Annotated in this window: 10 protein-coding genes; 9 read left to right on the forward strand and 1 reads right to left on the reverse strand. The window is 62.0% G+C overall.

Translation table 11 applies throughout. The annotated features are described in order from the left end of the window. Nucleotides 1-40: 40 nt before the first annotated feature. The 9 genes from D0550_RS03495 (at nt 41) to D0550_RS03535 (ending at nt 10,662) form a co-directional block, all read left to right on the forward strand. The gene (locus tag D0550_RS03495) at nt 41-718 is read left to right on the forward strand and encodes a response regulator transcription factor (RefSeq protein WP_116807702.1); all 678 of its coding nucleotides are present in this window, start codon (nt 41-43) and stop codon (nt 716-718) included. Beyond that, nucleotides 705-2,087 carry a sensor histidine kinase gene (locus D0550_RS03500; RefSeq protein ID WP_116807703.1) on the forward strand — a complete coding sequence of 461 codons (1,383 nt, stop codon included), beginning with the start codon at nt 705-707 and terminating at the stop codon, nt 2,085-2,087. The genes D0550_RS03495 and D0550_RS03500 overlap by 14 nt, the downstream gene beginning before the upstream one ends. Before the next feature lie 77 nt (nt 2,088-2,164). Continuing rightward, on the forward strand, nt 2,165-5,353 hold the full coding sequence (locus D0550_RS03505) for an efflux RND transporter permease subunit (RefSeq protein ID WP_116807704.1): 3,189 nt from the start codon (nt 2,165-2,167) through the stop codon (nt 5,351-5,353). Next, nucleotides 5,340-6,500 (forward strand): efflux RND transporter periplasmic adaptor subunit, encoded by a 1,161-nt coding sequence (locus tag D0550_RS03510; protein ID WP_116807705.1) that lies wholly within the window; start codon nt 5,340-5,342, stop codon nt 6,498-6,500. The genes D0550_RS03505 and D0550_RS03510 overlap by 14 nt, the downstream gene beginning before the upstream one ends. Next, nucleotides 6,490-7,887: an efflux transporter outer membrane subunit gene (locus D0550_RS03515; RefSeq protein WP_116807706.1), complete on the forward strand. Its 1,398-nt coding sequence runs from the start codon at nt 6,490-6,492 to the stop codon at nt 7,885-7,887. The genes D0550_RS03510 and D0550_RS03515 overlap by 11 nt, the downstream gene beginning before the upstream one ends. A 151-nt stretch (nt 7,888-8,038) precedes the next feature. Continuing rightward, the gene (locus D0550_RS03520) at nt 8,039-8,593 is read left to right on the forward strand and encodes an HNH endonuclease (RefSeq protein WP_116807707.1); all 555 of its coding nucleotides are present in this window, start codon (nt 8,039-8,041) and stop codon (nt 8,591-8,593) included. Further along, complete coding sequence (locus D0550_RS03525) at nt 8,590-9,501, forward strand: 5'-3' exonuclease (RefSeq protein ID WP_153067017.1); 912 nt, start codon at nt 8,590-8,592, stop codon at nt 9,499-9,501. The genes D0550_RS03520 and D0550_RS03525 overlap by 4 nt, the downstream gene beginning before the upstream one ends. 110 nt (nt 9,502-9,611) lie before the next feature. Further along, entirely contained in the window at nt 9,612-10,019 is a 408-nt protein-coding gene (locus D0550_RS03530; protein WP_116807709.1) for a DUF4124 domain-containing protein, read from the forward strand. Nucleotides 10,020-10,143: 124 nt separating this feature from the next. Continuing rightward, complete coding sequence (locus D0550_RS03535) at nt 10,144-10,662, forward strand: tetratricopeptide repeat protein (RefSeq protein WP_116807710.1); 519 nt, start codon at nt 10,144-10,146, stop codon at nt 10,660-10,662. A gap of 62 nt (nt 10,663-10,724) precedes the next feature. On the opposite strand, the gene D0550_RS03540 is transcribed toward D0550_RS03535, so the two are convergent. Continuing rightward, on the reverse strand, nt 10,725-12,503 hold the full coding sequence (locus D0550_RS03540; protein ID WP_116807762.1) for a M14 family metallopeptidase: 1,779 nt from the start codon (nt 12,501-12,503) through the stop codon (nt 10,725-10,727). Between the last annotated feature and the right edge of the window lie 75 nt (nt 12,504-12,578).

The raw sequence follows: 12,578 nt of genomic DNA on the forward strand, positions 1-12,578 counted from the left end.
GCGGTACGCTGCAGTTCCTTGACAGGCGTGGCTTGGAGCCGTGGCTAGAGTACTCATCATCGAAGATGATCGCGTGACCGCGGACGAAATCTGCGCCGAGCTGCAGCGGTACGGCTTGGATACGGAATGGGTGGACAATGGCGCCACCGGGCTGGAGCGCGCGCGAGGGGGATTTTATGACGCGATCACACTGGATCGCATGCTCCCCGGCATGGATGGCCTGACGCTGGTCACGCGTCTGCGCGAGTCCGGTGTACAGACGCCGGTGCTGATGATCAGCGCCCTGTCCGATGCGGATGAGCGAGTGCGCGGCTTGCGGGCGGGTGGGGATGACTATCTCACCAAGCCATTCAATCCCGACGAAATGGCGGCCCGCATCGAAGTGCTTCTGCGCCGGCACGCGAGTGCGTCACGGCCCATGATCCTGCGGGTCGGGGATCTGCAGCTGGATCTCATCGATCGCACCGCCAGGCGCGCCGATACCTTGCTCGATCTGTTGCCCACCGAGTTCCGGCTGCTCGAATTCCTCATGCGCCACAGCGGTCGCGTCCTGACGCGCACCATGATTTTCGAGGCCGTATGGGGCTATCATTTCGATCCCGGCACCAATGTGATCGAAGTTCACATCGGCCGGTTGCGGCGCAAGCTCGATCCGCCGGACCGCGAGCCGCTCATCCATACCGTTCGAGGAGTAGGGTACGTGCTTGAAGCTCGGTGAGCTGTCACGCATCAGCACGGTTCGATTGCTGCCGGTCTACGGGGTCTTGTTCGTACTGTGGAGCGTGCTGCTGATCGGCTGGGTGCAATATGACACCAAGCGTTATCTGTCCAGCGTCGTCGACGAAATTCTCCGACAGCGCGTTCATTACCTGACTCACATCGATCGCGCTCGTCTGCCCGATGCGATGGCGCAGACCGATGCGCTCGATCTGCGTGGCGTAATGCTCTACGGGCTGTTCAATGAGCAGGGCCAGATGATCACCGGCAACATTGCGGAGATTCCGGAAGGCGTGTCTCTCGACGGCGTCGTGCACGCATTGCCTGGCGGCGTGCAGCGAATCGGAGCGAAAGAAGCGGTTCGCGCGCGCGGTCTGGCTACGAAAGTCGAAGGCGGAGATGTGTTGATTCTGGCGCGCGCCACGAGCGTGCTCGACCAGGTCAACACCATCATCTTTCGCTCTCTTATTTGGGGCCTGACGCTCACCGTCATCCCTGGTTTGATCGGCGGACTGTGGCTGGCGCGCGGCCCGTTACGGCGCATTCGTACGATCGAGTCCGCTGCACAACCCATCATGCGCGGTGATTTGCACCAGCGCCTGCCAGTGTCGGGCCGGCGCGATGAGCTCGACATGCTGGCGGGTATCGTCAATTCGATGCTCGATGAAATCGAACGTTTGATGAGCGAGGTCAAGGGCGTCTGCGACAGCATCGCTCATGACTTGCGCACGCCGCTCACGCGGTTGCGCTCTCAACTGCATCGCATGCATCGCGAAGCCCCGGATGCTGCGCATGCCGGGGTCGTCGAGCAGGCGATTCTGGATGTCGATTCGTTGCTCGATCGGTTCCGTGCACTGCTACGAATCTCCGAGCTGGAAGACATGCATCGCCGCGCCGGCTTCACCGAGGTGCATCTGGCGAGCACGCTGGATCACGTGCGCGAGATCTACACGCCGCTCGCCGAAGACAAGCACATCACGTTCTCGTTCGAGATCGCGCCCGATACCCCGAGCGTGCGCGGCGATCCGAATCTGTTGCTGGAAGCCGTTTCCAACATCGTGGACAACGCAATCAAGTTCACGCCCGCGGGCGGCAGCATTCACTTGCGCCTGCTCCATGATGGTGCCGACAGTGCACGCATCGATGTCATCGACAGCGGTCCGGGTATCCAGACCTCGGAGCGCGACGCCGTCTTGCAGCGGTTCTATCGCGGCAGCTGCAGTAACAAGGATGTCTCAGGCTCGGGCCTGGGCTTGTCGATCGTCGCTGCGATCGTCAAACTGCATGGCTTCACATTGCAGATCATCGACAATCCGGCAGGCGGCGCCTGGCTCTCGCTGTCGTGTGGGCCGGCCCGTAGCGCTTCCTAAAAAAGCTTTCATCTTGCCGGGGCTATAGCGGGGGGTGAGCCGACCCATAATGGTTGTTCACGGACTCTCTCGCCCGCATGCTCGGTATCGTCAAAATTGCTCTGCGCCGCCCGTACACCTTCGTGGTGCTGGCGCTGCTCATCCTGATTTTCGGTGTGCTCGCGATCCTGCGTACGCCCACCGATATCTTTCCCAACATCCGTATCCCGGTGATCAGCGTGGTGTGGCAGTACGCGGGTCTGCCGCCGGATGGTATGGCTGGCCGTATCACCACCAACTTCCAGCGCTCGCTGACCACCATGGTCAACGATATCGAGCACATCGAAGCCACTTCATATACCGGCTTCGGCGTGATCAAGGTTTTCTTCCAACCTTCCGTCGATATCAACATGGCCAATGCGCAGGTGACGGCCGCCGCGCAAACAACCTTGCGCCAGATGCCACAAGGCACGAACCCGCCGAACATCCTCAACTACAACGCCTCGACCGTCGGCATCCTGCAGCTGGCGCTGTCCGGCGAAGGCATGACGGAGCAGGAGCTCAGCGACTTAGGCATCAACTATGTCCGCACCTTTTTGATCACGGTGCCCGGCGCTTCGGTACCGTATCCGTTCGGCGGCAAGAATCGGCAGATCCAGATCGACCTGGATCCCGCGGCACTCCAGGCGCGCGGCCTGTCGGGCACGGACGTCGCCAATGCGCTGGCGGCTCAGAACCTGATTACGCCGGTGGGCACGCAGAAAATTGGCGGTTTCGAGTACGCCATCAACTTGAACAACAGCCCGTCCGCCATCGAGGACCTGGGCCGCTTGCCGATTCGCCTGGTCGACGGCGCGATGGTTTATATACGGGACGTTGCCCACGTACGTGACGGCAATTCGCCGCAGACAAATATCGTGCATGTCGCCGGCAATCGCTCGGTACTGCTCACGGTGCTGAAGAGCGGTGCCGCGTCGACGCTGGCCGTGATCGAGGGCATCAAGCAGCGGGTCGAAGAGGTGAAGGATCAGCTGCCGGAGTCGCTGCAGATCAAGCTCATTGGCGATCAATCCATCTTCGTTCGCAGCGCCATCAGCGGCGTGGTCGCCGAAGGCGCCATCGCGGCGCTGCTGACCAGCCTGATGATCCTGCTGTTCCTGGGCAGCTGGCGCTCCACCGTCATCATCGCCACGTCGATTCCGCTAGCCATTCTCGGCTCGATCTTCCTGCTGGCGTTGACGGGTCAGACGCTCAACATCATGACCTTGGGCGGACTGGCGCTGGCCGTGGGCATCCTGGTCGACGATGCGACCGTCACCATCGAAAACATCAACTGGCATCTCGAACACGGTAAGGATGTGCACACGTCCATTCTCGACGGCGCGGCGCAGATCGTGACGCCCGCGTTCGTCTCGCTGCTGTGTATCTGCATCGTGTTCGTGCCGATGTTCTTCCTCGAAGGTGTGGCGCGCTTCCTGTTCGTGCCCATGGCGCTGGCCGTGATCTACGCGATGGTGTGCTCGTTCATTCTGTCGCGCACGCTGGTGCCGACCATGGCGATGTATCTGCTGAAGCCGCATTCGCATGAAGACGCGACTGCTCCGTCGTCCAATCCATTGGTTCGATTCCAGCGCGGCTTCTCGGAAAAGTTCGAACGTTTCCGCGGCAGCTACAAAGAGCTGCTGGTGCTGGCGCTGTCGCATCGGCGCGGCTTCGTCACGGCCTTCATGTTGTTTGTGGTCGCGTCGTTCGCGCTCGTGCCGTTCCTGGGGCGCAACTTCTTTCCAGCGGTCGATGCCGGTCGCATCATGATTCACTTCCGCGCGCAGCCGGGCACGCGTGTGGAGGATACGGTGGCGATCTCGGCGCGCATCCAGGATGCCATCCGGCAGGTGATCCCGCCGCATGAGCTGGCACTGGTGGTGGACAACGTCGGCATGCCGTTCTCCAGCATCAACATGACTTACAACAACACCGGCACCATCGGCACGGCGGATGGCGATATCCAGGTAACGCTGGAGGAAGATCACAAGCCGACCGCGGATTACGTGCGCAAGCTGCGCGAGGAGCTGCCGAGACGATTCCCTGGCACGACGTTCTCGTTCACACCGGCTGACATCGTCAGTCAGATCCTGAACTTCGGCACGCCGTCGCCCATCGATCTGCAGATCCGAGGCAACAACTTCGCGGCGAACTTCGCTTACGCGGAAGCCTTGCTCGCCGACATCAAGCGGATTCCGGGCATCGCCGATGCGCGCATTCAGCAGGCACGCGGCTTGCCGACGTTCAATGTCGATGTCGATCGCACGCGTGCGCAGTTCGCCGGTCTCACCGAGCGCGATGTCACTAACAGCATGGTGGTGAATCTCGCGGGGTCGGTGCAGGTCGCACCGACCTTCTGGCTGAACCCGAAGACCAACATCCAGTACCCCATCGTGATGCAGACGCCGCAGTACAAGATGGACGAGTTGAGCTCGCTGGAGACGCTGCCGATCACAGGCACGAACTCCAGGTCGTCGCATCTGCTCGGTGGCATCGCGGACATCACGCGCACCACGTCCAGTGGCGTGGTTTCTCAGTACAACATCCAGCCCATCGTGCAGATCTACGGGACCACGCAGGGCACCGATCTCGGTGCGGTGGCTACCCAGATCCGCAAGATATTGGCGGCGCACGCCGAGGACCTGCCGAAAGGCTCGTCGGTGGCGCTGCTGGGCCAGGTGCGCACCATGGAGAGCTCGTTCTCGGGGCTGATGTGGGGTCTGGTCGGCGCCATCGTGCTGATCTATCTGCTGATCGTCGTGAACTTCCAGTCGTGGAGCGATCCGCTGGTCATCATCAGCGCACTGCCGGCGGCGCTGGCCGGTATCGTTTGGATGTTGTTCACGACATTCACGACGCTGTCGGTACCCGCGTTGACGGGCGCAATCATGTGTATGGGCGTGGCCACCGCGAATAGCGTGCTGGTCATCAGCTTTGCGCGTGAGCGGCTGGAAGCATTGGCCGATCCAGTCGCCGCCGCTATCGAGGCAGGCTTCGTGCGTTTCCGTCCCGTGCTGATGACCGCCTTGGCCATGATTATCGGCATGGCACCGATGGCGCTGGGTCTGGGCGATGGCGGTGAGCAGAACGCGCCGCTGGGCCGCGCCGTGATCGGCGGACTGATCTTCGCCACCGTCGCTACGCTCATCTTCGTTCCTGTCGTCTTCAGCATCGTGCACCGTAATTACGTCCGCAAGCCCGCGGAGCATCCGCTGCTTGCCGGAGAGCCTCATGCCGCCCACTGAGTCCCATAGCGGGTTACGCCGCGCCGGCATCGTCATCGCCGTCATTGCCATCGTCATCGTCGTCTCCGGCATTGGCATACGTATCAACGATCATCGTCAGATGACCGAGTGGACCGAAGAGCAGGCCATTCCCGCGGTCGCGGTCGTCGCGCCGACCTTGGGTGAAGCCGACGCACGCATCGAATTGCCTGGCCGGTTGGAAGCATTCGCGCGGGCACCGCTGAATGCGCGTGTGTCGGGCTATCTGAAGACGTGGAAAGCGGATATCGGTACGCCGGTGAAGGCCGGTCAGCTGATTGCGGAGATCGAAGCGCCGGATGTCGAGCAGCAGTTGCTGCAGGCGGAAGCGGATCTCGCCAGCGCCGAAGCGAATGCCGCGCTCGCCGCGAGCACCGCCAAGCGCTGGCAGTCGATGCTCGGTCGCGATTCCGTTTCCAAACAGGAAGTGGACGAGAAGGCGGGCGATCTGGCTGCCAAGGAAGCTTTGGCGAAAGCCGCGCGAGCCAACGTCGAGCGCCTGCGAACGATGCGAGGGTTCATGCGCATCGTGGCGCCGTTCGACGGTGTGGTCACCGCGCGCAATACAGATATCGGCGAGCTGATTACCGCCGGTGGCGTCTCGGGCCGGGAGTTGTTCGTTGTTTCAGATACGCGAACGTTGCGCGTGTATGTGAACGTGCCGCAGTCGTATGTGAGGCGGCTGAATATGGATACGAAAGCAGGGATCACCGTGCCCGAACATCCCGGTAAGGAATATCCCGCGGCGTTCGTCGCGTCGGCGGGCGCTGTGAACATCGCCACGGGCACGACGCTGTTGCAGCTTACGGTCGATAACAAAGCGGGCGAGTTGTTGCCCGGCGGTTATGCCGGCGTCAGCTTCGAGCTGGTGGGCGGGGCGCAAGCGTTGCGCGTGCCAGCTAGTGCACTGATCTTCGATCAGGCGGGACTGCGTGTGGCCACCGTCGATGCGGAGAGTCGCGTGGTCATGAAGCCCATCACCATTGCCCGCGATCATGGCTCCTTCATCGAGATCGCCGGCGGCATCGAGGCCACCGATCGGGTCATCTCCACGCCACCGGACGGGTTGATGGGTGGCAGCGCCGTGCGGGTGATCGAGCCTGCCGCGAAGCGAACCAATGCGGGTTGAGCTATCGATAGTCGCGGCGCTGGCATTGGCCGGTTGCTCGTTCGCGCCGAAGCTCGAACTGCCCGAAGTTCCAGTCGCCGATGCTTATAAAGAGCCCGCGCCCTGGATGCAGGCCGCGCCCGCGGATCGGTTGCCACGCGATGGCTGGTGGCAACCTTATGGCGATCCGGAGTTGAATCGACTGCAGACGCAGCTGATTCAGAACAGCCCCGATCTGCAAGTGGCGCTGGCGCGCTATCAGCAAGCCAAGGCTTATGCGGATCAACTGCGTTCCGGTTTGTTTCCTTCCCTGGCGTTGCGCGCCGATGGCGCTCGGGTGCGCCAATCGGAAACGAGTCCGCCGGCCGGGCGGTCCTCGCCGCGTTACTACAATGCCTACGGCGCCGGCGTCGAGGCAGCGTATGAAGTCGATCTCTGGGGTCGCGTACGCAACGACGTGAACGCTGGAAAACTTGCCGCCAGTGCCGCTGCCGCCGACCTCGAATCCGCGCGGCTGAGTCTGCAGGCGCAGCTCGCTGACTTCTACATCGCGCTTTACGGATTGGATCGGGAAGCGGCGTTACTGTCAGACACCGTTGCTGCCTTTGACCGCGCGCTGGAGCTCACCAAGGAGCGACATCAGGCGGGCATCGTCTCTGGCCTGGACGTGGCGCGTGCTCAAACTCAACTGGACTCGGCGCGTTCGCAGGTTGCGCAGAACACGGCTCAGCGCGCCACCCTGGAGCACGCGATTGCCGTTCTTGTAGGCGAGTCGCCCTCACAGTTCTCCTTATCGCCTCGTTCGGTAGCGCTGCAATTGCCGGAGATACCGGCCGATGTGCCGACCAACTTACTACAACGCCGGCCCGACATTGCCGCCGCCCAGCGTCGCACCGCTGCCGCCAATGCCAGCGTCGGCGTCGCTCGCGCGGCTTATTTCCCTTCGATCACGTTGAGCGGGGCGTACGCTTTCCAGAGCACTCGTTCAACCGACTGGCTGACCGCACCCAATGCCGCCTGGTCGGTGGGTCCCACCATCCTGCTCGAGCTGTTCGACGCCGGTCGCCGCCGTGCCCGGGTCGAGCAGGCGCGAGCGGTGTTGGACGAGGCTGGCGCGACCTATCGAGGGGTGGTGTTGGGCGCTTTTCAGGAAGTCGAAGACAACCTGGCCCTGCTCTATCACTACGGAATTGCCGCAGAATCCGAGCGCTCTGCGGTCACTTCGGCCCAGCAGTCGCTGGACTTCGCGATGAACCGCTATCGCGAGGGAGCGGTCAGCTACCTCGAGGTCGTTCAGTCTCAAACCACTGCGCTGAATGCGCAGCGTGGCGCGCTCGATCTGGAAACGAGGCAGCTGCGGGCGAGCGTGGCCCTGATTCGCGCGCTCGGTGGGGGCTGGGAAGGGTAATAACCCGGTATTTCCCCTCAAAGACGCGGCCCGTTGAATCTTTACACAAGGGTCGCGTATCTTAGGATGCACTGCCCCTTGCCGTGTCTGAGTCGTGCAATCACAACTGTACAACTTGACCCAAGAGATCCTGCGGACCGATGTCTCAGGAATGCCCCTGGAGTGGATTGACTACCGGGACGCGGTACGGCTGTACCACACGGAACAGGTGGCATACACCTGTGGGACGCGGCTGTACCGGCTGCTCGGCGGCACCAACGCCCGCTCGGGATTGCAGACCGTCGTGGAAGTGAATTCGATCATTGCCACCATCGGTCATACCCACAATCCCGGCAACTTGCGGCACGACTACACGCCGCCGCTGAACAACCAGACATTGTTCAAGCGCGACGCGCACTTATGTATGTACTGCGGGCAGCGTTTCCCAACCAACCTGCTGTCGCGAGATCATATTCGCCCGCTCAGCCAGGGCGGCTTGGATTTATGGACCAATGTGGTGACGGCTTGCCGTCGTTGTAACAACCAGAAGGCGTCGCTGACTCCCGAACAGGCCGGCTTGCAACTGATTGCTGTGCCGTTCAAGCCCACCTACGCCGAGTACATTTATTTAAAAGGCCGCCGGGTGCTGGCGGATCAGATGGAATATCTGCTGGCGCATTTCCCGCGCTCGAGTCCGTTGCACGCCCGTCTAAAATTGCAGTGTTGAATTCTGATTTCCTGGTTCGCCGACCGGTGTATCTGATCGATGCATCGGTGTTCGTGTTTCGTGCCTGGCATTCGGTGCCGCTCGATCTGGTCGATCCCGACGGCAATGCCGTCAATGCGTTGCATGGCTTCAGCCGCTTTCTGGGCGAGCTGATCGAGCGGGTGCGTCCCGAGCACATCGCGGTCGCCTTCGACGCCAGCCTGGTCACCTCGTTTCGCAAGCGTCTGTATCCGGCGTACAAGGCCAATCGCGATCCTGCGCCCGAGGATTTGAAACGTCAGTTCCTGCAGTGCCAGCGGGTGTGCGCCGGCTTGGGTATTGCCTCGTTCGTCAGCGGTGAATACGAAGCCGACGACGTCATCGGCACTCTCGCCACGCGCGCGCGCGCCGAAGGTCACAAGGTCGTGATCGTCACGCGGGACAAGGATCTTTCGCAGCTGGTTCGGCCCGGCGATGAATATTGGGATTACATCAGCGACAAGCGGTTCCCGTACGAGCGGATCGCCGATCGTTTCGGGGTGCAACCCGAGCGCATGGCGTGTTTTCTCGCCTTGATGGGCGATGCCGTCGACAACATTCCCGGCGTGCCCGGCGTCGGCCGCAAGACTGCGTCGACGTTGTTCCATCACTTCGAGTCCCTGACTCATTTGTATAGCGACCTGGATCGCGTACTGAAGATCAAACTGCGAAACGGCGGCTTCGTCTGCGGCCAGCTGCGTGACTATCGCGAGTCCGCCTTTCTCGCCCGGCAACTCACCGAAATAGCCTGCGATATGCCGCTCGATGTAGAGCTGCCGCAGCTGCGCCGGCGGCCGCCGGATCTGGGCATTCTCAATAAGCTTTACGACAGCGTCGGTTTCGGTCGGCTGTTACGTAATCAGGCAGAGCGCATCACCGCGCTCAGCTAGCGCATCTCGCGTCGCCGAGGCAGGCGATATCCGCGCAAATACCCCACTAGATCGCCCGTTCGAGCCCGGTTTCCCGTCGCATCGTGGCAGCTCCTGTTTCGGGAGCTGTCATGCGAATCGCCGCACTTGTGTTCGGATCCTTGCTGTTGTCGCCGCCTTGCGGGGCGCAGACGACGATTTACCGCTGCACTGGCGACACCGGGCCTGTTTATTCCGATCGTCCCTGCGCGGCGCACGCCGATACTCATGAAATCGACGACAGTCGCGTGACTGTGTACACGCCGGAAGCCGCAGAGGGGCGCTCGCCGGCAACAACCAAGCCAACCAAGGCCAAGCGCTCCAAGGCCACACGGCTGCCGGATCCCGCCAAACGTCAAATCACCTGCGCCAAGCTCGATCAGTCTTTGCGTGACGTGCGTACCAAGATGCGTACTGGCTACAGCGCCAAGGAGGGTGAGCGCTTGAAGGCGCGCCAACGCCAGCTCGACCAGCGGCGACGCCTGGAAAAGTGCGGTTGATGAAACTTGTGCTGTGCCGCTTGTGAGGTAGTACCGGCGGCGCTTGTAGTGAGCGCATAATGTCAGAGGACGGAGTCGGCACACCTCGGCAAGTTATAAGTAATGGCAAAGTCAGGGGGTCGTCATGGTTGCGTTTATTCATCGGACGGGATTGAAACGGATTGCGGCCGGCCTGCTCGCGGCGGCCTGGTTGCTTGCCGCGCCGCTGGCGGCTCAGGCTCAAAACACCAAGGCGGTCGATGACCTGCTGAATCAGGCGCAGAAGGCCATGCAGAAGGGCCAGCCTCGCGATGCGGAAAATCTGCTGCGCAAGGCCATCGACGCAGCCCCTGCCCGCGCTGAGCTGTACATGCTTCGCTCGCGCGCCCGCGACTCTTCAGGGAAGTACGAGTTGGCGCTGGAAGATGCCAACAAATATATCGAGCTGGAGCCGAGCGACGCGCTTGGCTATTTGAACCGCTCGCGCATCTACATTTCGATGGACAGGCCGGAGACGGCACTGGCCGATGCCACCAAGGCGATCGAGCTGGATCCGAAAGAGCCGGACGGTTACTACCGCCGCTCCGACATTTATCGCGACATGGGTAAAGAGGCCGAGGCCAAGGCCGATGAGGCCAAGGCCGCGCAGTTGGAAAAGAGCTGATCGGCGGGAGATCGAAACGCGCGTATCGGGCGGCCCACGAGGCCGCCCGATAGCGTTCCCGTTCAGCGTGGCGGGTTGGCTACGCGGAACACCGGATACAGGTTGTAGCGCTCGTCCCAGGACGAGTGGCGTCGATAGAAGAAATCGAGGCGCGCTTCCGGGTCGGCGGCGAACTTCGGATCTTCTAGACGTCGCGTGAATTCACGGCGCAGCGCCGGGTCTTTCTTCAGCATCTGCTCGGCTACTTCTTCGGCCACATACGCTTCCATATATTCCTTGCGCTCGAACGCGGCGGCGAAGTAACCCCAGCTCACCAGCGAATCCGGGTCCCGAGGTTCGAGCAGCACCATCGCCAGCTCGGACTTGGCTTGCGCAATAGGTACGAACAGCGAGCCGGCTGGGACGGCGCGCTGTTCCTTGCTCCAGTCGCCCTCGACCGAGAACACGCCGCGACCTTCAAAGGTCGAGCCCGCCAGCGCGGCCTTGCTGGCCCGGAACACTTCGACTTCCGAGTTCGTCTGTGCTTGCTCGACGGTACGAAACTCGATGCCGTGCAGAGTCAGCTTGTCGGCGACCATGCGTGCGTAGGCGGGTGGAACCAGATAGCCACCGCTCGGTGCCGTTACGGTGATGTCGGGCGTCACTTCATCCCGCAACGGGATGCGCCAGATCTGCGGACGCTTGTCGTTGTAACGAGTCAGCAGCGCGCCCGAGACGGCGGAGGGCTCGCGCTGATACTCATAGCCGCGAAAGTCGATTGTCTTTATGTGCGGTGTATTCGTGTACGTAAGCGCTACGGTCGAGCCGGCGATACCCGCGGATTCACGATCGGCCGCTTGGGCTGCGGCCAGCCATTGCTTGCCATCGCGCGCCGCCATCTCCATCAAGGAAATGATTGTGTGATGAGTAATGCGCACACGGGTGGGGTAGTCCTTCCACGAATGCGTTTCCACAAGTACGCCAAGGCGATTGCGGCTCGCCCAATATTCTTGGGAGAAGCGCTTCGGGCCGACCGAGACGGCGAAGCCCGTCGACGGATCGTCGTCTTTGATGAACGATGGGTAGAAGTCGAGCGGCAGCGAGCCCTGCTGGGCCGCGCGCTTCATCAATTCATCACGCAGCGCTACGCCGGCCTGGCGAATCGGCTCGCGTCCGGCCAGCGTCGGCGAGACGTTATAAGAAATGTCGTGCTCGAACTTCGCGCCGTCGGTGACGTGCAGGTCGACATACAGAATCGGATCCCACTCGCCCAACAGGCGCAGCATCGCTTGCATCTCGGGCGCTGCCGCTTTGACGTAGTCGCGATTCAAGTTGAGGTTCTGCGAGGTCACGCGCCAGCCCATCTCTTCCGGGCCGACCTGATTGGGCCGATTCCAGCGACCGAAGCGCTCGTGACCGTCGACGTTGAACACCGGCACGAATACCAGCGTCGCGGTCTTCAGCGCATTCTTGGCCAGCGAGCCCTCGAGCATTTCGCGCAAGGCGAGCAAGCCAGCGTCTTTGCCGTCGATCTCGCCGGAATGAATTCCGCCCTGCATGAGCACGACCGGCCGGCCGGCGCGATGCGCGGCGGCCGCGTCGAGCGTGCCGTCAGCAGAAGCGACCAACGCCAGCATGGGCCGGCCTTCGGGTGTACGGCCGAACTCGAAACAGCGCACCTGCTGCGGCCATTGTTGTTGAAAGGCCGGACACAGCCGCTCGACTTCCTCGTAGCGGCCGGTGCGTTTGTTGCCGGACTGCTCGGCGACGGTGCGCAGTGAATTGGCACTCGGCGCAGCGATCGCAGTCGCCTGGACGAGCGAGTAGATGAGCGCGACCAGCGCGCCGGTTTTATGACTCATCATTAGTTGATTTCCTGTACAGGCAGGCGCGCAAGATTACTGTATTGGTCTGCCTGAATCTGTCTCGTTTCCTGC

Source organism: Steroidobacter cummioxidans (assembly GCF_003104955.1).